The 20,195-nt window shown below is 69.9% G+C and carries 16 protein-coding genes; 12 read left to right on the forward strand and 4 right to left on the reverse strand.

Translation table 11 applies throughout. From position 1 onward, the window contains the following. The first annotated feature begins 39 nt into the window (after positions 1 to 39). From KHC23_RS10715 to KHC23_RS10730, 4 genes are all read left to right on the forward strand, one after another. Positions 40 to 1,449, forward strand: coding sequence for a TolC family outer membrane protein (locus tag KHC23_RS10715; protein WP_213372290.1), 1,410 nt, complete (start codon positions 40 to 42; stop codon positions 1,447 to 1,449). Positions 1,450 to 1,699: 250 nt separating this feature from the next. Next, the gene (locus tag KHC23_RS24655; RefSeq protein WP_271188612.1) at positions 1,700 to 3,442 is read left to right on the forward strand and encodes a DUF2497 domain-containing protein; all 1,743 of its coding nucleotides are present in this window, start codon (positions 1,700 to 1,702) and stop codon (positions 3,440 to 3,442) included. A gap of 150 nt (positions 3,443 to 3,592) precedes the next feature. Next, the gene (locus KHC23_RS10725; protein ID WP_213372297.1) at positions 3,593 to 6,424 is read left to right on the forward strand and encodes a valine--tRNA ligase; all 2,832 of its coding nucleotides are present in this window, start codon (positions 3,593 to 3,595) and stop codon (positions 6,422 to 6,424) included. Between the two features lie 35 nt (positions 6,425 to 6,459). Next, on the forward strand, positions 6,460 to 7,176 hold the full coding sequence (locus tag KHC23_RS10730; RefSeq protein ID WP_213372299.1) for an MgtC/SapB family protein: 717 nt from the start codon (positions 6,460 to 6,462) through the stop codon (positions 7,174 to 7,176). 44 nt (positions 7,177 to 7,220) lie between these two features. Here KHC23_RS10730 and KHC23_RS10735 read toward each other — a convergent pair whose 3' ends face one another. Next, positions 7,221 to 7,415, reverse strand: coding sequence for a hypothetical protein (locus KHC23_RS10735; protein ID WP_213372301.1), 195 nt, complete (start codon positions 7,413 to 7,415; stop codon positions 7,221 to 7,223). A gap of 277 nt (positions 7,416 to 7,692) precedes the next feature. On the opposite strand from KHC23_RS10735, the gene ilvD reads away from it, so the two are divergent. Further along, positions 7,693 to 9,420 (forward strand): dihydroxy-acid dehydratase, encoded by a 1,728-nt coding sequence (ilvD, locus tag KHC23_RS10740; protein ID WP_213372303.1) that lies wholly within the window; start codon positions 7,693 to 7,695, stop codon positions 9,418 to 9,420. Further along, complete coding sequence (locus tag KHC23_RS10745) at positions 9,407 to 10,264, forward strand: tetratricopeptide repeat protein (RefSeq protein WP_213372305.1); 858 nt, start codon at positions 9,407 to 9,409, stop codon at positions 10,262 to 10,264. Before ilvD ends, KHC23_RS10745 begins: the two co-directional genes overlap by 14 nt. Before the next feature lie 75 nt (positions 10,265 to 10,339). Here the strand turns inward: KHC23_RS10745 and xth are convergent, their stop codons facing one another. From xth to erpA, 3 genes are all read right to left on the reverse strand, one after another. Continuing rightward, on the reverse strand, positions 10,340 to 11,128 hold the full coding sequence (gene xth / locus KHC23_RS10750) for an exodeoxyribonuclease III (protein ID WP_213372307.1): 789 nt from the start codon (positions 11,126 to 11,128) through the stop codon (positions 10,340 to 10,342). A 155-nt stretch (positions 11,129 to 11,283) separates the two neighbouring features. Then, positions 11,284 to 12,036 (reverse strand): 5'-methylthioadenosine/adenosylhomocysteine nucleosidase, encoded by a 753-nt coding sequence (locus KHC23_RS10755; protein WP_213372309.1) that lies wholly within the window; start codon positions 12,034 to 12,036, stop codon positions 11,284 to 11,286. Further along, positions 12,036 to 12,395 carry an iron-sulfur cluster insertion protein ErpA gene (gene erpA / locus KHC23_RS10760; protein WP_213372311.1) on the reverse strand — a complete coding sequence of 120 codons (360 nt, stop codon included), beginning with the start codon at positions 12,393 to 12,395 and terminating at the stop codon, positions 12,036 to 12,038. Before erpA ends, KHC23_RS10755 begins: the two co-directional genes overlap by 1 nt. A 99-nt stretch (positions 12,396 to 12,494) precedes the next feature. Here erpA and KHC23_RS10765 point away from each other — a divergent pair, with 99 nt between their 5' ends. The 6 genes from KHC23_RS10765 to scpB all read left to right on the forward strand — a co-directional run bounded on the left by KHC23_RS10765 (position 12,495) and on the right by scpB (position 20,189). Beyond that, positions 12,495 to 13,667, forward strand: a complete 1,173-nt coding sequence (locus KHC23_RS10765; RefSeq protein ID WP_213372313.1) for a deoxyguanosinetriphosphate triphosphohydrolase — start codon at positions 12,495 to 12,497, stop codon at positions 13,665 to 13,667. Between the two features lie 46 nt (positions 13,668 to 13,713). After that, positions 13,714 to 15,480 carry an arginine--tRNA ligase gene (gene argS / locus KHC23_RS10770; RefSeq protein WP_213372315.1) on the forward strand — a complete coding sequence of 589 codons (1,767 nt, stop codon included), beginning with the start codon at positions 13,714 to 13,716 and terminating at the stop codon, positions 15,478 to 15,480. A gap of 90 nt (positions 15,481 to 15,570) precedes the next feature. Further along, positions 15,571 to 17,607, forward strand: a complete 2,037-nt coding sequence (locus tag KHC23_RS10775; protein ID WP_213372317.1) for an SPOR domain-containing protein — start codon at positions 15,571 to 15,573, stop codon at positions 17,605 to 17,607. 10 nt (positions 17,608 to 17,617) lie between these two features. Continuing rightward, on the forward strand, positions 17,618 to 18,646 hold the full coding sequence (gene nagZ / locus KHC23_RS10780) for a beta-N-acetylhexosaminidase (RefSeq protein ID WP_213372319.1): 1,029 nt from the start codon (positions 17,618 to 17,620) through the stop codon (positions 18,644 to 18,646). 17 nt (positions 18,647 to 18,663) lie between these two features. Continuing rightward, entirely contained in the window at positions 18,664 to 19,470 is an 807-nt protein-coding gene (locus KHC23_RS10785) for a segregation and condensation protein A (RefSeq protein WP_213372321.1), read from the forward strand. Continuing rightward, positions 19,467 to 20,189 carry an SMC-Scp complex subunit ScpB gene (scpB, locus tag KHC23_RS10790; RefSeq protein ID WP_213372323.1) on the forward strand — a complete coding sequence of 241 codons (723 nt, stop codon included), beginning with the start codon at positions 19,467 to 19,469 and terminating at the stop codon, positions 20,187 to 20,189. The genes KHC23_RS10785 and scpB overlap by 4 nt, the downstream gene beginning before the upstream one ends. Positions 20,190 to 20,195 lie beyond the last annotated feature (6 nt).

Raw genomic sequence — 20,195 nt, forward strand, 5'->3', positions numbered from 1 at the left:
GCGGCTTCCAATCAGTTTAGCGTTCGCAGAGGTTGGGACATGTGGCTGTCGGCTACCGGGGGGAAGGTCGTCGCGTGGGCGACGGTCGCTTTTTTTGTTGGCATTGCGGTGCCAGCGAAAGCACAGACCCTCGAACAGGCGCTTTCGGCCGCCTATCGCAATAATCCCACACTGAACTCGCAGCGCGCCGCAACGCGCGCCACGGACGAATATGTGCCGATCGCCCTGTCGGGCTATCGCCCGCAGATCTTCGGCAGCGCCTATGCCGGGGCCCAATGGGCCGAAACGCGCGTCGATGCCGGCGAAACCGCACTGCTCGGCGGCGCCTCGGTCAGCCAGTCCAGGACCTACCCGACGGGTTTCGGCATCACCATCAGCCAGACCATCTATAATGGGTTGAAGACCGCGAATTCGGTGCGCAGCGCCGAATCGCAGGTGCGCGGGCAGCGGGAACTGCTGCGCAACACCGAGCAGCTGGTGCTTCTCGACGCCGCCACCGCCTATATGAACGTGCTGCAGAACGCGGCGCTGGTCGACCTGCAGAAGCAGAACCTCGAAGCGCTGCGGGAAGAGCTGCGCGCGGCCCGCGACCGCTTCTCCGTCGGCGAGATCACCCGCACCGACGTCGCCCAGGCGGAAGCCAGCGTCGCCAATGCCCAGAGCGAGCTGGCGCTGGCCGAATCGAACCTGAACACGGCCAATGCCGTGTTCTTCCAGGTCATCGGCCTGCGCCCGACCAAGCTGAGCCCGGGCCGTCCGATCGACCGGCTGTTGCCCAAGACGCAGCAGCTCGCCGTCGATTCGGGCCTCACCCGCCACCCGGCGGTGAAATCGGCCGAGTTCGCCGTCGATGCCGGCATGTCCAATGTGAAGGTCGCCGAGGCGGCGCTGTCGCCGACGCTGACCCTGAACGGCTCCGCCTCGTCGGACTATAACAGCTCCATGGATGTGCAGAGGCAGACCTCGGCAGCGGCGACGCTGAACCTGACCGTGCCGATCTATCAGGGCGGCGGCGAGTACGCGACGATCCGCCAGGCCAAGGAGACGCTGGGCCAGCTGCGGATCGAGGTCGATGTGAACCGCGAGCAGGTGCGCGCCAATGTCGTCCAGTTCTGGGGCGCGCTGGAAGCGGCGAAGGCGGCCATCGAATCGGCGCAGGCCTCGGTGGCGGCGAACGAGATCGCCCTGCGCGGCGTGCGCGAGGAATGGCGCGTCGGCCAGCGCACCACGCTGGACGTGCTGAACGCGCAGACCGCGCTGTTCGATGCCCGCGCCAGCCTCGTCATCGCGCAGCGCGACCGCGTCGTCGCCTCCTACGCGGTGCTGTCGGCCAGCGGCCGGCTGAGCGCTGCCACGCTCGCGCTCAAGGTTCCGGTCTACAACCCGCAGATCCATTACAATCAGGTGCGCGACGCCTGGATCGGCGTGCGCACGCCGGGCGGGCAGTGAGCGCGGCGGGACGGCACGCAAAGACGGCGGCGGCGGTGTAATCCGGCCGCCGCAGCGGCCGCCGCAACAACCCAGGTGCGCATTTGCCCGGCTACCGTTAACCTTACCTGTCGATGCCTGTTTGTCGTTCCGGCTTACAGCTTGGCGTTCCGCCGCAGGCGGTTCACACTTTACGAAGTGTTAACGGGCGAATCGCGCGCCTGCGGCCGCAAGGCCGGGGCGGCATCCCTTGGAGAATCGGAAAGCGTCCATGGCGGTGAATGCGAGAGGCAACGAGCCGTCGATGGAGGAAATCCTGGCCTCTATCCGCCGCATCATTTCCGACGAAGTGGCGAGCGATCCGGTGCCCTCCACGCGCAATGACCCGCCGGCGCGTTCCGGGCGCGAAGGTTCTGCGCGCGACGGTGGCAGCCGCGAGGCCAGCGCCCGCGACACGTCGGCCGGCCGGGCCGCCGCGCCCGGGCGCGAGCCGTCGGGCAACGCCACGCTGCGCCCCGCTTCCCCGGCGCCGTTGCGGCCGGCGGCGGCCGCTCCCTCGTCCGCCACGCTCTCCTATGCCCCCGCGCCATACCGCGAGCGTCCGGAGGCTCCGGTGGACTATGCGCCGCGGGGCCGGGCGCCGGCGGCCGACCCGTTCGCGGCCCGCCCGCTCAGCCTGTCGGCAGCCTCCTCGGTCTATTCGGGCGGTTCCGCCGCCCGTGCCCTTGAGACGCCGATGCCGTCCCGCCCGGCGAGCGAGACACGGCCCCCGGAGCCGCGCCGCGCCGAGGCCCGCCTGTTCCCCGATTCCCGGCCGCTTCCCGATCACCGCCCGCTGCCGGACCTGCGCGCGCTGCCGGAACCGCGCGCGCGGCTCGAACCCCGTCTGGTCGAACCCCGTGCGGTCGAACCCCGTGCGGTCGAGCCGCGTCTGGTCGCGCCGCGCGCGTCCGCCGCTTCGCGGCCTTCGGCCGTGCCGATGGCGGGCCCGTCCGCGATTAAACCGTCGGCAGCGGCGCCCTCAGCCGCCGGGGCGCCGGTGGCGCGGCCCATGATGGCGCGGCCGCAGGCGCCTCTGGACAGCGATCTGGACAAGCCGCTCGCCGCGGCCCTGCTCGACCTCGCGCTGGTCGAGCAGGCGGTTCAGGCCGAGCTGGCGAATGCGGTCATCGCGGCGCCGGCGGCCGGGGAGGGCTCCGCCAGCGGGATCGCGTCGGCTGACGTGAAGGTGGCCGGCAAGGTACCGGCCGGCGGCGAGATCCGTTCCGCCCAGCCCGGCGACGTGGCGACGGCCGCGCGCGGCGAGATCGGCCATGCCCGCATGCCCGTGCCGGCCGCGCCAAGCTGGTTGCCAGAGCCCGACGCCACCGCCGCGCCGGGAACCATTGCGCCGGTCATGGCGGAGGCGGCCACGGCGGACGCGCCCGAAGACACTGCCACCGTCGCCCCGGCCGAGGCGAAGCCGGTCGCCGAGACCGCCGAGATGCCCCGGCCGCCGCATGACGTGCCAGCGGCGAGCCTGTCTGCCGCGAGCCTGCCGGCGGAGGAGCCGGTCAAGGCCCCGGTCAGGGACGGCACGGGCGGAACCACGGCGGCGAGGGCCGAGACGGCACCGGACGCGCCGTCCGTCGCGGCGCCGATGCGGCCCGACTTCCGCAGCCTCGACCCGCGCCCGCCGGAACCGCGCCCGCTGGACGCCCGCCTTGCCGAATCCCGCCTCGCCGAGACCCGCCTGTCGGAATCGCGCCTCGTCATGGGCAGCCGCCTCGGCAGCGCCCCCGAGGCGGGCGAGCCGGAGCGCGAGCGGCTGGTCTCGGCGCCCGCCAGCAGCGCGGTGTCGGCCGCCTTCGGCTCGCTGCACCGGACGGTGAACGCCAACCCGCGCACCGTCGAGGATCTCGTCGCCGCCGCCTTGCGGCCGATGCTGAAGGCGTGGCTCGACGAGAACCTGCCGGCCATGGTCGAGCGGCTGGTGCGGGCGGAGATCGAGCGCGTCGCCCGCCAGGGCCAATAGGCCCGCCCGGCAGGAAATCGCCGGTCGCCTCGCTGTCGCGCGCGAGAGCGGGAACCGGCACATAACACACGGCCCGGGCCATGGTGAGTTGACTTGGGGCACCGGCTCCGCTTTCTCTCGCACCCATTCCATTCAGGTGCCGGAGCCAAAATGCTCGACAACAGGTTCGATCCCGCCGCCGTCGAAGACCGCATCTACCAGAGCTGGGTGGAGGCGGGCGCCTTCAAGGCCGGGCGTCCGGAGCGGGCAGGGGCCGAGCCCTATTGCATCGTCATCCCGCCGCCCAACGTCACCGGCTCGCTCCATATGGGGCACGCGCTCAACAACACGCTGCAGGATATTCTCTGCCGTTTCGAGCGCATGCGCGGCAAGGACGTGCTGTGGCAGGTCGGCACCGACCATGCCGGCATCGCCACCCAGATGGTGGTGGAGCGCCAGCTCGCCGAACGCCAGCTTCCCGGCCGCCGCGACATGGGCCGCGCCGCTTTCGTCGAGCGGGTCTGGGCGTGGAAGGAGGAATCCGGCGGCACCATCATCAACCAGCTGAAGAAGCTGGGCGCTTCCTGCGACTGGTCGCGCGAGCGCTTCACCATGGACGAGGGCCTGTCCCGCGCCGTCCTCAAGGTGTTCGTGCGGCTCTACAAGGAAGGGCTGATCTACAAGGACAAGCGGCTGGTCAACTGGGACCCCAAGTTCCAGTCCGCCATTTCCGATCTCGAAGTGCTGCAGGTGGAGGTGAAGGGCCATCTCTGGCACCTGCGCTATCCGCTCGCCGACGGCGTGACCTATGAGCACCCGATCGCCTTCGACGAGAACAACCAGCCCTACGAGTTCGAGACCCGCGACTACATCGTCGTCGCCACCACCCGCCCGGAAACCATGCTCGGCGACACCGCGGTGGCGGTGCACCCGGAGGACCCGCGCTATCAGGGCCTCGTCGCGGCCAATGCCAAGGTGCGGCTGCCGCTGGTCGGCCGGCTGATTCCGATCGTGCCGGACGAGTATTCCGACCCGACCAAGGGCACCGGCGCGGTGAAGATCACCCCGGCGCACGATTTCAACGATTTCGAGGTCGGCCGCCGGCACGAGCTGCCGATGATCAACGTGCTCGACGCCGAGGCGCGGGTGACGCTGGCCGGCAATGAGGACTTCCTCGCCGGCGCCCAGCCGGGCGCCGGACTCGACGCCGCTCTGGCGCTCGACGGGCTGTCGCGCGAGGCAGCGCGCAAGGCCATCGTGGCGCTGCTGGAAGAGGGCGGCGTGCTCGACCGGATCGAGCCGCACACCCACATGGTGCCACATGGCGACCGCTCCAATGTGGTCATCGAGCCGTGGCTGACCGACCAGTGGTATGTCGACGCCCACACCCTCGCCCAGCCGGCGCTGGCCGCCGTGCGCGAGGGGCGCACGAACTTCGTGCCGAAGAACTGGGAGAAGACCTATTTCGAGTGGCTGGAGAACATCCAGCCCTGGTGCGTCTCGCGCCAGCTGTGGTGGGGCCACCAGATCCCGGCCTGGTACGGGCCCGACGGCACGGTGTTCGTCGAGGAGACCGAGGAGGCGGCGGTCGCGGCCGCGCTCGCCCATTGCGTGCAGGCCGGAATCATCTCTGACGCCGAGGCGCAGGAGCTTGCCGCCGATCCGGAGAAGCGGGCGGCGCTGATCACCCGCGACGAGGACGTGCTCGACACCTGGTTCTCCTCCGCGCTGTGGCCGTTCTCGACGCTCGGCTGGCCGGACGAGAGCGCGGAAGTCGCGCGCTTCTACCCGACCACGGTGCTCATCACCGGCTTCGACATCATCTTCTTCTGGGTCGCCCGGATGATGATGATGGGGCTGCACTTCATGCCCGACGTGCCGTTCCGCGACGTCTACATCCACGCCCTCGTCCGCGACGAGAAGGGTGCCAAGATGTCGAAGTCCAAGGGCAACGTCATCGACCCGCTCGACCTCGTGTCGAAATACGGCGCCGACGCGCTGCGCTTCACCCTGGCCGCCATGGCGGCGCAGGGGCGCGACATCAAGCTCGCCACCTCCCGCGTCGAGGGCTACCGCAACTTCTCCACCAAGCTGTGGAACGCCGCCCGCTTCGCCGAGATGAATGGCTGCGGGCGCGATCCCGCCTTCGTGCCGCGCAACGCCGAATCCCGGCTCAACCGCTGGATTCTTTCCGAGACCCAGAAGGCCGGGGCCGAGATCACCCAGGCGCTGGAGGCCTACAAATTCAACGAGGCGGCGGGCGCGGCCTATCGCTTCGTGTGGAATATCTTCTGCGACTGGTATCTCGAACTCGCCAAGCCGGTGTTCAACGGCAATGGCGGCTGGAAGGACGAGACGCGGGCGACCACCGCCTTCGTGCTCGATGAAATCCTGAAGCTGCTGCACCCGTTCATGCCCTTCCTCACCGAAGAGCTGTGGGCGCGCACCGCCGAGACCGGCGCCCCGCGCGCCAGCCTGCTGGCGCTGGCCGAATGGCCGGCGCTGGAAGAGCTGGAGGCACCCGACGCGGAAGCCGAGATCGGCTGGCTGGTCGACCTCATCACCGAGATCCGCTCGGTCCGCGCCGAGATGAATGTGCCGGCGGGGGCGCAGATTCCGCTGGTGCTGGTCGGCGTGCGCGAGGAAGTGCGCGAGCGCGTGGTGGTGTGGCTCGACACGCTGACGCGCCTCGCCCGGCTGTCGGGCATCGCCTTCGAGGCGGAAGCGCCGGCGGGCTCGGTGCAGATCGTCGTGCGCGGCGAGACCGCGGCGCTGCCGCTGGTCGGCATCATCGACATGGAGGCGGAAGCGGCGCGCCTCACCAAGGAACTCGGCAGGGCCGCCGACGACATCGCCAGGGTCGACGCCAAGCTCGGCAATGACGACTTCATCCGGCGGGCGCCGGAGGAGGTGATCGAGGAGCAGCGCGAGCGTCGCGAGGCGGCGTCCGAGCGCGCCGCCAAGATCCGCGAGGCGCTGGCGCGCCTCGGCCGGATGGGCTGAGGCGCGCGACAGCGCCGGGGGCGAGGAAACAGAGCATGCCGTTCATCGAGTCGTTCCAGCCGGGCGACTTCCTCTCCACCATCGTCAGTCTCGTCGTCGCCTTCGCGATGGGAACGCTGATCGGCGCCGAGCGGCAATACCGCCAGCGCACCGCCGGGCTGCGCACCAATGTGCTGGTCGCCATCGGCGCCTGCCAGTTCGTCGACATGGCGATGCACCTCGCCGGTCCCGAGGGCGCGGTGCGGGTGGTGGCCTATGTGGTCTCCGGCATCGGCTTTCTCGGCGCCGGCGTCATCATGAAGGAAGGCACCAACATTCGCGGCCTCAACACGGCGGCGACTCTGTGGTGCTCCGCCGCGGTGGGAGCCTGCGCCGGGGCCGATCTCGTCGCACAGTCGGTGCTGCTGACCGGCTTCGTGCTGGCCGGCAACACCATGCTGCGCCCGCTGGTGGGCGCGCTGGAGCGCCTGCCGCGCAGCGAGGAATCGACCGAGGCGACCTATGGCGTCAGCCTGATCACCGGTGCGTCACGGGCGGCGGAACTGCGCAGCAAGGTCTCCGCCCTGCTGGAAGCCGCCAAGTTCCCGATCGAGGAGGTGGAGATCCAGGACCGACCGGACGGGACGGCGGAACTGCGGGCGACGCTGGTCAACACGTCGGTGCGGGTGGTCGAGCTGGACGGGGCGGTCGCGCGCCTGCGCCACCTGCCGGGCGTGACCTCGGCCGACTGGACCCGCTCGGCCGCCGACTGAGAGCGGGGCCGAGCGGGAGCGGGGACGATCGGTGGCGGGGGGCGCTATTCCGGCGAGGCGCCGGCGGAGGGTGCTTCCGTTCCTGCGGCCAGCCGCTTTTCCATGCGGTCGAGTTCGGCGCGCAGACGTTCGATGACGTCGGCGGCTTCGGACAGTTCGTCCTCGACCTTGTCGCGACGGAACTGGTCCAGATCCGCCGCCATCGCCCGCAGGCGCTCCACGATATTTCCGCTCGTCACGTCGCTCTCCCTGATGTGATCGCCGCCATCCGGTGCCCATCCACGGAGTTTTCAGGGCGTCGGAGGCATTGAAGAATCGAATGTTTCCAATCTGACCGCTATCGCGATTTTGTGACTGGCCGGCAACAGTGTCACGCATTCGCAACCATAACAGGAGACCACGAGGCGGGCGCCGCGATGCCGCCACAAACCGGCACGAAATCCGACGGATAGACGGAGGATAAAGGTGCCGGATGCGGTGCCGACAAGAGCCTCCGCGCCGGGATGCGTGAAGAAAATGGACGTCAGGACGATCATCGACAAGCGGAACCTGCCGAGCCGCCATGTGACGGAAGGTCCGTCGCGCGCGCCGCACCGTTCCTACCTCTATGCGATGGGGCTGACCCGCGAGCAGATCCACCAGCCGCTGGTGGGCGTCGCCTCGTGCTGGAACGAGGCCGCGCCCTGCAACATCTCGCTGATGCGCCAGGCGCAGGCGGTGAAGAAGGGCGTCGCCGCCGCCTCCGGCACGCCGCGCGAATTCTGCACCATCACCGTGACCGACGGCATCGCCATGGGCCATGACGGCATGAAGGCCTCGCTGGCCTCGCGCGAGGTCATCGCCGACTCGGTCGAACTCACCATTCGCGGCCACGCCTATGACGCGCTGGTCGGCCTCGCCGGCTGCGACAAGTCGCTGCCGGGCATGATGATGGCGATGCTGCGCCTCAACGTGCCGTCCATCTTCATCTATGGCGGCTCGATCCTGCCGGGCTCGTTCCGGGGCCAGCCGGTGACGGTGCAGGACATGTTCGAGGCGGTCGGCAAGCACTCGGTCGGGCTGATGTCCGACGACGACCTCGACGAGCTGGAGCAGGTGGCGTGCCCCTCCGCCGGCGCCTGCGGGGCGCAGTTCACCGCCAACACCATGGCCACGGTCTCCGAGGCAATCGGCCTCGCGCTGCCCTATTCGGCCGGCGCGCCGGCGCCTTACGAGATCCGCGACCGCTTCTGCATGGCGGCCGGCGAGCAGATCATGGACCTCGTCGCCCGCAACATCCGCCCGCGCGACATCGTCACGCTGAAGGCGCTGGAGAACGCCGCGACCGTGGTCGCCGCCTCCGGCGGCTCGACCAATGCGGCGCTGCACTTGCCGGCGATGGCGCATGAGGTCGGCATCAAGTTCGACCTGTTCGACGTCGCCGCAATCTTCAGGCGCACGCCCTACATCGCCGACCTCAAGCCCGGCGGGCGCTATGTCGCCAAGGACATGTTCGAGGCCGGCGGCATTCCGCTCTTGATGAAGACGCTGCTGGAGCACGGCTTCCTGCACGGCGACTGCCTCACCGTCACCGGCCGCACCATGGCCGAGAACCTCGCCTCGGTGAAATGGAACCCGCACCAGGACGTGGTGCGCCCGGCCAATGACCCGATCACCGTCACCGGCGGCGTGGTCGGCCTCCAGGGCAACCTCGCCCCGGAAGGGGCCATCGTGAAGGTGGCGGGCCTCAAGAACCAGAAGTTCACCGGCCCGGCGCGCTGCTTCGACGGCGAGGAGGCCTGCTTCGAGGCGGTGACCCACCGCGCCTATGAAGAGGGCGAGGTGCTGGTCATCCGCTATGAGGGGCCGAAGGGCGGCCCCGGCATGCGGGAAATGCTGTCCACCACCGCCGCCCTCTACGGGCAGGGCGCGGGCGACAAGGTGGCGCTGATCACCGATGGCCGCTTCTCGGGCGCCACGCGCGGCTTCTGCATCGGCCATGTCGGGCCGGAGGCGGCGGTCGGCGGCCCGATCGGGCTCATCCGTGACGGCGACATCATCACCATCGACGCGATCGAGGGCACGCTTGACGTGGCGCTTTCGGACGAGGAACTCGCCGCCCGCCGGGCGGAGTGGAAGCCGCGTCCTTCGCCCGTCGGCTCGGGGGCCATCTGGAAGTTCGCGCAGGCCGTGGGACCCGCCCGTGACGGTGCGGTCACCCATCCCGGCGGCGCGGCCGAGACGGCGTGCTATGCGGACATTTGATCGTTCGGGCCGCAGCCCGCTCCTCCTCCTGTGCGCGCCGCTGCTGTGCGCCGTCGTGCTGGCGCCCTCGCGGGCCCCGGCTTTCGACGGCACGCCCGGCGCGGACGCGCCCGCCGGTGCCGCCATCCCGGCCGCCAAGCCGCGCACCATTGAGGAATTCGTGCGCATCGGGGCGCAGGCGCTGCGCTCGGGCGAGACCGAGAAGGGCATCGATTCGCTGCGCTACGCCGCCGACCAGGGCCATGCCGGCGCCCAGTGGAAGCTCGGCCGCATGTATGCGGAAGGCGAGGGCGTCGAGCGCAACGACATCAAGGCGTTCGAGTATTTCAGCCAGATCGCCAACATGCATGCCGACGACAACCCGGCGACGCCGGAGGCACGCTTCGCCGCGGATGCCTTCGTGGCGCTCGGTTCCTACTATCTGGTGGGCATTCCCAACACCAAGATCCGCCGCGACCCGGCCCGGGCGCGCGACATGTTTGCCTATGCGGCGTCCTATTTCGGCGACCCGGACGCGCAGTACCATCTGGCGCGGCTCTATATCGACGGTGACGGCGTCGACCGCGACCCGCGCTTCGCCGCCCGCTGGCTGGGCCTTGCCGCCCACAAGGGCCAGTATCTGGCGCAGGCGGCGCTTGGCGGCATGCTGTTCAAGGGCGATGACGGCATTCCGCGCCAGAGTGCGCGGGGGCTGATGTGGCTGACGCTCGCCCGTGACGGCGCGGCCGGCCCGCAGGACAAATGGGTGGTCGACCTCTATGAGGACGCCTTCGCCAATGCCAGCGCGGATGAGCGCGCCATGGCGCTGGTCTATCTCGAACAGTACATGAAGACCGTCCGCTGAGCCGGCGCCCGACCGCCCGCCCTCGCGGGTCGGCCCTCTGGCCGTCCGGGAAGGCGGCGCTTTCGAAAGGCCGGTCTACGCCCTGAAGGCCAGTTCGGCCCACACCGGCACATGGTCCGAGGGCTTCTCCCAGCCGCGCACATGCTTGTCGATGCCGACCGCCTTCAGCCGGTCGGTAGCCTGTGGCGAAAGCAGCAGGTGGTCGATGCGGATGCCGTTATTGCGCTGCCACGCCCCGGCCTGATAGTCCCAGAAGCTGTAGAGTCCGGCCTCGTCGGTGGCGGCGCGCAGCGCGTCGGTCATGCCGAGGTTGAGCAGTTCGCGGAAGGCCGCCCGCGTCTGCGGCAGGAACAGCGCGTCCTCCACCCAGGCCTGCGGGTTGGCGGCGTCCTCCGGCTCGGGAATGACGTTGTAGTCGCCGCACACGACCAGCGGCTCCTCATAGGCGAGGCGGTCGGCGATATGCGCCTTCAGCCGCTGCATCCAGCCGAGCTTGTAGGGGTATTTCTCGGTGTCCACCGGATTGCCGTTCGGCAGGTAGAGGCCGCAGACCCGCAGTGAGCCCTCGGGCGTCGAAACCACCACCTCGATGAAGCGTGACTGCACGTCGCCATCGTCGCCCGGCAGGCCGGAGGCGACCTCGTCGAAAGGCAGGCGGGAGAGCACGGCGACACCGTTGAAACCCTTCTGGCCATGCACCGCGACATTGTAGCCGAGTGCCTCGAACGCCTCGCGCGGGAACGCCTCATCGGTGCATTTCAGCTCCTGCAGGCACACCACGTCCGGCGTGGTCTCCCTCAGCCAGGCGACGGCGTGCTCCTGACGTTGCCTGATCGAATTGACGTTCCAGGTGGCGATGCGCATCGGGCTCTCACGGCAGGCGGAAAATCGGTAGATGGACTTGGAGCGATCACGCGGGCCAAACGCCCGCACCAATCACTCGGGCCCATGAATCGGGCCCATGAATCGGGCCCATGACTCGGGTAGACGACTCGGGTCGACGACTCGGGCCAACCACTCTACAGCACCGGCAGCAGGCGGCGCACGACGAGGGCGGAGGACAGCGCCACCTCGTCGATGAACAGGCGGAAATCGAAATGCGACTCGCGGCCGGCGAGGTCGGACAGGGTGCGCACCACCAGCCAGGGCGTGGCGAAGGCGCTCGCGACCTGCGCCATCGCCGCGCCCTCCATCTCCACCGCCGCGCCGCCGAGTTCGCGGAACAGCCGCTCGCGCGGCGCTTCGGCGTTGATGAACTGGTCGCCGGTGAGGATGCGCCCGTAATGCAGGCGGGGCGCACGTTCGCCGCCGGTGGCGGAGAGGGGCGCGAGCGTGAGGTCGGCCAGCGCCGTCCGCACCCGGCCGATCAGTTCGCCATCGGCGGCGTGGCCAAGCCCTTCATACGGGCTGAAGAAGGGCAGGTGCCCCGCCTGATAGACGACGAACGCCTCGTCCGGGGAGTAGTAGCCGGCGTCGTGCTGCACCACATGGTCGGCGATCACCACGTCGCCGACCGACAGTGCCGGGTCGAGCCCGCCGGCGATGCCCGAGAACAGCAGCAGGCGGCATTCGAACCGCTCCAGCAGCAGCGTCGCGGCGATGGCGGCGTTGACCTTGCCCATGCCGGCGCGCGCCAGAACCACCTGGTGCCCGTCGAGCCGGCCGGCGTGAAACACCATGCCGGCGCACTCGGTGACCTCGGCGCCTGTGAGATTGTCGGCGAGAAAGGCGAATTCCTGCGGAATGGCGCAGAGCACGCCGACCGGGCGCATCAGAGCGCGAAGCTGGTGCCGCAGCCGCAGGACGCGGTGGCGTGCGGGTTCGCGACGCGGAACGAGGCGCCGATCAGGTCGTCGACATAGTCGATATGCGAACCGGACATGTATTCCAGCGAAACCGGGTCGATGACCACGCTCGCCCCGCCCTCGGCAATGACGATGTCGTCCGCCTCGCGCTCGCGGGTGATGTCGAACTTGTACTGGAAGCCCGAACAGCCGCCGCCCTCCACGCTCACACGCAGCATGGTCTGCGGCGGTTCCCCGCTCAGAATCTCGGCGATCCGCCGCGCCGCGCTGGCGGTGACGCCGACGGCATGGGCGGAAATCGTGTCGGGCGAAGGACCTGCGCTCATTTCGCACACTTCCCGTTGAATATGACCTGCCCTGATAGTTAAGTGCTGCCGCCCCCGAGTCAAAGGGGGCTTCACGAAACTCTGGCAGGAGGAACGCGCATGGCGGTGGCCGGGGCGAGGCCGCGGGCGCCATGGGCGTCGAAGGCGGAGGAGAGCCGGGGGCGGCTCCATCCGGAGGCCGGAGGGGACGCGCGCAGCGCGTTCCGCCGCGATGCCGACCGCATCATCCACTCCAGCGCCTTCCGCCGGCTCGCCTACAAGACGCAGGTCTTTTCCTATCATGAGGGCGATCACTACCGCACCCGGCTGACCCATACGCTGGAGGTGGTGCAGGTGGCGCGCTCGGTGGCCCGCGCGCTCGGCCTCGACGAGGATCTGAGCGAGGCGCTGGCGCTGGCGCACGACCTCGGCCATCCGCCCTTCGCCCATGCCGGCGAGAGGGTGCTCGACGCCTGCATGGCCGCCTATGGCGGGTTCGATCACAATGCTCAGTCGCTGCGCGTGGTGACGCGGCTGGAGAACCGCTACCCCGATTTCGACGGCCTCAACCTCACTTGGGAGACGCATGAGGGGATCGTCAAGCATAATGGCCCGCAGACGGGTCCGCTGCCGCACGCCATCGCGGTGCATGCCGAGCGGCAGGACCTGTGGTTGTGGAGCTGGCCCTCGGCCGAGGCGCAGGTCGCCGCCATCGCCGACGACATCGCCTATGACGTGCACGACCTTGACGACGGGCTGCGGGCCGGTCTCTTCGATCTCACCGAACTGACCGGACTCCCGCTCATCCACACCGTCCTCGCCGATATCGCCGCCCGCTGGCCTCATCTCGACCGCGCCCGCACCTTCCATGAGCTCGGCCGGCGGATGATCACCGTGCTGATCGCCGACGTGGTGGAGGAAAGCCGCCGGCGCATCGCGCAGGCCCAGCCGGAGGACGCCGACGCGATCCGCCGCCTCGGCCGCCAGGTGATTGGATTCTCGGCGGAAACGGCGGCGGCGGAGAAGGCGATCAAGGCGTTTCTGTTTCCCCGCATGTACCGCCATCCCCGGGTGATGCAGGCCATGGACGCCGCCGGCGCCGTGGTGCGCGAACTGTTCGAGCGCTACATGGCCGACACCGCCGCGCTGCCGGAGGAATGGCGCGCCAGCGTGGAGGGCCGGACCCAGGCGGCGCGCGCCCGGCGCATCGCCGATTTCCTCGCCGGCCAGACCGACCGCTACGCCCTCGCCGACCACGCCCGCCTCTTTGACAGGGCACCTGAACTGCGGTAGCGGCAGCGGCCCCTTCTGGGTCTGGCCGTGCCGGGAGTTGCTCCTCATGAACCTCTTCGCCCTCTTCGTCGATCACGTCCGCGCCGCCCTCGCCGATCTCGCGCGCGAAGGGGTGGCGCCCCCGGGCGTCGATACCGCGCGGGTGGTGGTGGAGCCGCCGCGCGACGCGTCCCATGGCGACCTCTCCACCAATGCGGCGATGGTGCTGGCGAAGGAAGCAGGGCTGAAGCCGCGCGACCTCGCGGAGAAGCTGACCGCCAAGCTCGCGGCGATACCGGGCGTCGCCAAGGTTGATGTCGCCGGCCCCGGCTTCATCAACCTCACCCTCGACGGCTCCTACTGGCCGCAGGTGATCGCCGCCGTCCTTCGGCAGGGCCGGGATTTCGGTCGTTCGGACAGTGGAGCGGGCCAGCCGATCAATGTCGAATATGTCTCCGCCAACCCCACCGGGCCGATGCATGTCGGCCATTGCCGCGGCGCGGTATTCGGTGACGCGCTGGCCAGCCTGCTGGCTTTCGCCGGCTGGAAGGTGACGCGCGAATATTACATCAACGACGCCGGGGCGCAGGTCGACGTGCTCGCCCGCTCGGCCTTCCTGCGCTACCGCGAGGCGCTGGGCGAGGCGATCACCATTCCCGAAGGACTCTATCCCGGCGATTACCTCGTTCCCGTCGGCAAGGCGCTGGTCACCAAATATGGCCGCACGCTGCTGGACAAGCCCGAGGGCGAGTGGCTGCCGCCAGTGCGTCAGGTCTCGATCGACGCCATGATGGCGATGATCCGCACCGACCTGGCGGCGCTGAACATCCGGCACGACACGTTCTTCTCAGAGCGCACGCTGCATGCGCGGCCCGATGGAGCGCCGAGCATCATTGACCGTCTGATGGACAGCCTGCGCGCCCGCGATCTCGTCTATGAGGGACGCCTGGCGCCGCCAAAGGGCCAGCCGGTGGAGGACTGGGAGGACCGCGAGCAGACGCTGTTCCGCGCCACACGGTTCGGCGACGACGTCGATCGCCCGCTGATGAAGTCGGACGGCGCCTACACCTATTTCGCGGCCGATATCGCCTATCACAAGGACAAGTACGACCGCGGCTTCAGGCGGATGATCGACGTGTGGGGCGCCGACCATGGCGGCTATGTCAAGCGCATGCAGGCGGCGGTGAAAGCGGCCTCGGACGGGGCGGCGAGCCTTGATGTCGAGCTCTGCCAACTGGTGCGGCTGCTGCGCAATGGCGAGCCGGTGAAAATGTCGAAGCGCTCCGGCGATTTCGTCACGCTGCGCGACGTGGTCGACGAGGTCGGGCGCGACGCGGTGCGGTTCATGATGATCAACCGCAAGAATGACGCCGTGCTCGACTTCGATCTCGCCAAGGTGATCGAGCAGTCACGCGACAACCCGGTGTTCTATGTGCAGTACGCCCATGCCCGGGCCTGCTCGATCCTGCGCAATGCCGGGCAGGCTTTTCCCGACCTGCCGCAGGCGCCCGCCGATTTCGCCGGCGGGGCGCTGGCGCGGCTGGACGACGAAGGGGAAGTCGGCCTCGCCCGGCTGATCGCCAACTATCCGCGCATGGTCGAACAGGCCGCGTCGGCGCGAGAGCCGCATCGGGTGACCTTCTATCTCTATGATCTCGCCAGCGCGTTGCACGGACAATGGAACCGCGGGAAAGATATGCCTCATTTACGCTTCATTATCGAAGATGATCGAGAGTTGACTTATGCGCGGCTGGCTCTTGTGCACGCAGTCGCACTGATCATCGCTTCAGGACTCTCCATTCTTGGAGTCGATGCTCCCGAAGAAATGCGGTGAGCGCGTCGCGACGGTTCGTTCGGCCCTGCGCTCCCGTGATGCCGCCCGGCGGGTGGCCCCTGTTGTGATCGTGTCGAACGGAATCTGAAGATGGGCAATGAGAACATGCGTGATCGGCCGGAAAACCCCGCCGAGGATCCGCTTGCCGAACTTGCCCGCCTGATGGCTCAGGAAGACGACCTTGCCGCGTTGACCCGGAAAGCGCCGCAACCGGCGCCGACCGCCCCTCCTCGGCCGGCTCCGCCGCGCCGTCCGGCCGAAGAGGGGCGTCCGGCCGCGGGCTCCTTCGCCGCGCTGGCGGCGGAAGTCTATGGCGAGGGCGTGCCGCGCGCGGCACCGATGGCGCGTTCCGGCGCCGAGGAAGCGACGCGCGACACTCATCGCGACCCCGCCCGTGGCGACCGTCCCGTCGATCCGCGGGCACCCCACATGCCCCCGCGCCCGCAGGCCACCGAGGCCGTGCGCCGGGCACCACTGTCGCGTCCAGAGGCCCCGTCTCCGTCTTCGGCGGCCCCCTCTCCGGCGGCCCCCTCTCCGGCGGCCATCCAGCCCCTTTCGCCACGCGCCGCCGCCCCCCGTCCCGCCGGGCTGCGGGCCGAGGCGCCGCTTTCCCCGGCGCGTCCTTCCATGCTCTCGCCGGACGCCCCCCGCCAGGAAGCGCTTCGGCAGGAAGCGCTTCGCCAGGATGCTGCGCGTCAGGAGGCGGCCCGTCAGGAGGCCGCGCGCCAAGAAGCTGCGCGCCAGGAAGCCGCGCGTCAGGAGGCGGGGCGTCAGGGCCAGGAAGCGGCCCGTCAGGAGGCTCTTCGCCAGCAGGCGGCCCGTCAGGAGGCGCTCCGTCGCGAGGCGCTTCGTCAGGAAGCCGTCCGCCAGGAGGCCGCACGTCGCGAAGCGGCCAGCCGCGAGGCGGCGCGCGCCCAACCCGCGTCAACCGCCCGCGCCGAGGAGACCGCTACCGGCGCCGACATCCCGGCCTGGATGACCCGCGCGACTGCGGCCGCTCGCGCCTCCACCGCCGACGCCGCCATGGCGCCGAAAGTTGCGGCGCCGGCCGCCATGGCGGCGCCGCCTGCGGCCTCCCGCCACGCCAGCGCGCCGCAGGCCTTCGATCTCGACGAGGATGCCTATGACTACGGGCGTTCCGCCAGCGATCACGAGCCCGGTCCCGAGGCCTATGAGGAATACGAGACCGATGAGACGGCGCCCGCTCATCGCAGCCGCCGCCGGCTGCTGATGATCGGCGGTGCGCTGGTGGTCTTCATCGGCGCCGCCGCCGTCGGCTACGTCCTGGTGTCGGGCCCGTCCGGCTCCGGCCCTTCGGGCGAGCCGCCCATCATCCGGGCCGACCAGGGGCCGAACAAGGTGGTTCCGAACCAGCCGGCACAGGAGCAGACCGCCGACGGCCAGAAGCTGATCTATGACCGGGTCGGCGGCAGCGCGACGACCGGTAACGAGCAGGTGGTCTCCAGCGAGGAGCAGCCGGTCGATGTCTCGCAGGCGGCGCAGCCTCAGCCGCGCGTCATCCAGACCACCCCTTCCGGCAGCGCGTCGCCGGCCAGTTCCGGCGAGCCCAAGCGCGTGCGCACGCTGACCGTGCGTGCCGATGGCACCGTCGTCGAGGACACGTCGCCGCCCGCCTCGCCGCTGCCTCCGGGCGCGAGCGCCGAACCTGCCGGGGGGGCGGACCGTGCGGACAGTCCCGTGGCGCTGAATCTCGGCACCGGCGGGGCGGTTCCGACCACGCCTGCGCCACTGTCATCCACCCCCTCCATCGTCGACAACATGCCGGACGATCCGCCGCCAGCACCGGCTCCTCGCGTTGCCGCGGCCCCGGCCCCGGCGGCGTCTCCGTCCCCGGCCGCGAGCAGCGCTTCGGTGCCGGCGGGGGCCTATGTGGTGCAGATCGCGGCGGTGCGCTCCGAGGCTGAGGCGCAGGCCACCTGGCGGGGGGCGCAGGCGAAATATGGCATGCTGGCCAACCAGCCGCTGAGCGTGAAGCGCGCCGATCTTGGCGACCGTGGCATCTTCTATCGCGTACAGGCCGGCTCCTTCGGCGCCCGCGAGGGTGCGGTCGATCTGTGCGAGGCACTGCGCGCCCAGGGTGGCAACTGCATGGTCGTCCGGAACTGATGCACCGGATATGACCCCCGTTCCCGCGCCGCGCGCGTTCATCACCGGCTGTGCCGGCACCTCGCTCACGCCCGACGAGGTCGCTTTCCTTGGGGAGGCGGCGCCGTGGGGGCTGATCCTGTTTCGCCGCAACATTGAGAGCCCGGCTCAGGTGGCGGCGCTGGTCGCCGCCTTCCGGGCCGTTGTCGGTCGCGTCGATGCGCCGGTGCTGACTGACCAGGAAGGCGGCCGGGTGCAGCGGCTCGGGCCGCCGCATTGGCCGGCCTACCCGCCCGCCGAGGTCTTTGCCCGCCGCGCCGAGGCCGGCGACATGGACGGCGCGGCGCAGGCGGCGCGTTTGGGCGCGCGGCTGATGGCGGACGATCTCGCGGCGCTGGGAATCACCATCGACTGTCTGCCCTGCGCCGACCTGCGTCTGCCCGAGGGCCATGGCATCATCGGCGACCGGGCCTATGGATCGAGCCCCGCCCAGGTGGCGCATCTCGCCCGCGCGGCGGCGGAGGGGCTGATCGGTGGCGGCGTGCTGCCGGTGCTCAAGCACATTCCCGGCCATGGCCGCGCCCGCGCCGACAGTCACGAGAGCCTGCCGGTGGTCGAAACCTCACGGGCCGAACTGGAGGCGACCGATTTCGAACCGTTCCGCCTTCTCGCCGACCTGCCGCTCGGCATGACGGCACACGTCGTCTACGCCGCCATCGACCCCGATCGTCCGGCGACGACATCGAAAAAGGTGATCGAGGAGATCGTTCGCGGCCATATCGGCTTCGATGGCGCACTGATGAGCGACGATCTTTCCATGGGCGCGCTGGCCGGTTCGCTGGCGGGCCGCACCGAGGCCGCCTTCGCCGCCGGCTGCGACCTGGCGCTGCATTGCAACGGGCGGCTCGACGAGATGGCGGAAGTAGCGTCGCGCTCGCCGGTGCTGGCGGGCGATGCCGGGCGACGCTGCGCGGCTGCGCTGGCTCGCCTCACGCCGGCGGAAGAAATTGAGCGAAGCGAGGCGCAGACGCGTTTTTCGGCTATGATCGCGGCGTTCTGAACATCGCCGCGGTTCCCATGGTTCAAAGCCAGTTCACCTTCGATGCCGATGCCGTGCGCCAGGCGGGCGAGCCCGCGCTGGTGGTCGATGTCGATGGCTTCGAGGGGCCGCTGGACCTTCTGCTGGCGCTGGCGCGGACCCAGAAAGTGGATCTGCACCGCATTTCCATTCTTCAGCTCGCCGAGCAGTATCTGCTTTTCGTCGAGGAGGCGCGGCGCATCCGGCTTGAACTGGCGGCCGACTATCTGGTGATGGCGGCGTGGCTGGCCTATCTCAAATCGCGCCTGCTGCTGCCCGATCCGCCGAAGGAGGAGGGGCCGAGCGCCTCCGACCTCGCGGCCGACCTCGCCGAGCGGCTGCGCCGGCTGGAGCAGATTCGCGCCGCGGCGGCGCATCTGGCGACGCGCGACCGCATCGGTCACGAGGTGTTCGCGCGTGGCGCGCCGGAGCCGCTGCAGGCGGCCGGTCCCGTCGTCTACGAGGCGACGCTTTACGACCTGCTCGCCGCCTATGGCGCGCAGCGCCAGAAGATGGCGCTGTCGCATGTGCGCTTTGCCCCGCGCAATGTGATTTCGCTCGCCGAGGCCCGCGACCGGCTGGAGCGGCTGATGGGCCGGCTGGCGCTGCACGGCGAATGGGCGCGGCTCGACGGCTTCCTGCTCAACTGGATCGCCGATCCGAAGATGCGCGCCACGGCGCTGGCCTCCGGCTTCTCGGCGACGCTGGAAATGGTGCGCGAGGGGCTGATCGACGTGCAGCAGGAGGAAAGCTTCGCGCCGATCTGGATACGCAGCCGGCGCGACGCTTCCGAGGAGGGCGCATGAGCGCCGACGCCGCCCGCCGGCCGATGCCGGCCCCCGGGACGCTGCAGGAGGCGCAGTCTGCGCCGGCCCGCGATCCCGGCCTGCGCCTATTGGAAGCGATGCTGTTCGCCGCCGGCGAGCCGCTCGACGAGGCGACGATCGCCGCCCGCCTTCCGGAAGGCGCCGACGCCCGCGCCCTGCTCACCGCGCTTTCCGCCGATTACGCCGATCGCGGCTTCAATCTCGTGCGGGTGGCCGGCAAATGGATGCTGCGCACCGCGCCGGACCTCGGTTTTCTGCTCGCCCGCGACAAGCCGGAGCCGCGCCGGCTCTCCCGCGCCGCGCTGGAGACGCTCGCCATCATCGCCTATCACCAGCCGGTCACCCGTGCCGAGATCGAGGAGATACGCGGCGTCTCGACCAACAAGGGCACGCTCGACGTGCTGCTGGCCGCCGGCTGGGTACGCCTGCGCGGGCGCCGTCGCAGCCCGGGCCGGCCGGTTACCTATGGCACCACCGAGACCTTCCTGGTCCATTACGGGTTGGATGCCATCCAGGACCTGCCGGGCCTTGATGAGTTGCGCGGCACCGGGCTGATCGACTCGCGGGTGTCGGCCGGCCTCACCGTGCCGCTGCCGAGCGACGATCCCGGGCTGAAGGATGACGAGGACCCGCTGGAGCCGGAATTCGAACTGTCCTTCGCGCCGGAACCCGAAGGCGATCCGGATGGCGAGGACTGACGTCAT

It is taken from the genome of Ancylobacter dichloromethanicus (assembly GCF_018390645.1).
Lineage (GTDB): Bacteria > Pseudomonadota > Alphaproteobacteria > Rhizobiales > Xanthobacteraceae > Ancylobacter > Ancylobacter dichloromethanicus.

Bases quoted from the DNA above. Each gene is read 5' to 3' on its own strand.
- KHC23_RS10775 (WP_213372317.1), top strand. From the start codon at position 15,571: ATGGGCAATGAGAACATGCGTGATCGGCCGGAAAACCCCGCCGAGGAT.
- nagZ (WP_213372319.1), top strand. From the start codon at position 17,618: ATGACCCCCGTTCCCGCGCCGCGCGCGTTCATCACCGGCTGTGCCGGC.
- argS (WP_213372315.1), top strand. From the start codon at position 13,714: ATGAACCTCTTCGCCCTCTTCGTCGATCACGTCCGCGCCGCCCTCGCC.
- KHC23_RS10725 (WP_213372297.1), top strand. From the start codon at position 3,593: ATGCTCGACAACAGGTTCGATCCCGCCGCCGTCGAAGACCGCATCTAC.
- ilvD (WP_213372303.1), top strand. From the start codon at position 7,693: ATGGACGTCAGGACGATCATCGACAAGCGGAACCTGCCGAGCCGCCAT.
- scpB (WP_213372323.1), top strand. From the start codon at position 19,467: ATGAGCGCCGACGCCGCCCGCCGGCCGATGCCGGCCCCCGGGACGCTG.
- xth (WP_213372307.1), bottom strand. From the start codon at position 11,128: ATGCGCATCGCCACCTGGAACGTCAATTCGATCAGGCAACGTCAGGAG.
- KHC23_RS10785 (WP_213372321.1), top strand. From the start codon at position 18,664: ATGGTTCAAAGCCAGTTCACCTTCGATGCCGATGCCGTGCGCCAGGCG.
- KHC23_RS10745 (WP_213372305.1), top strand. From the start codon at position 9,407: ATGCGGACATTTGATCGTTCGGGCCGCAGCCCGCTCCTCCTCCTGTGC.
- KHC23_RS10765 (WP_213372313.1), top strand. From the start codon at position 12,495: ATGGCGGTGGCCGGGGCGAGGCCGCGGGCGCCATGGGCGTCGAAGGCG.
- KHC23_RS10755 (WP_213372309.1), bottom strand. From the start codon at position 12,036: ATGCGCCCGGTCGGCGTGCTCTGCGCCATTCCGCAGGAATTCGCCTTT.
- KHC23_RS10730 (WP_213372299.1), top strand. From the start codon at position 6,460: ATGCCGTTCATCGAGTCGTTCCAGCCGGGCGACTTCCTCTCCACCATC.
- erpA (WP_213372311.1), bottom strand. From the start codon at position 12,395: ATGAGCGCAGGTCCTTCGCCCGACACGATTTCCGCCCATGCCGTCGGC.
- KHC23_RS10715 (WP_213372290.1), top strand. From the start codon at position 40: ATGTGGCTGTCGGCTACCGGGGGGAAGGTCGTCGCGTGGGCGACGGTC.
- KHC23_RS24655 (WP_271188612.1), top strand. From the start codon at position 1,700: ATGGCGGTGAATGCGAGAGGCAACGAGCCGTCGATGGAGGAAATCCTG.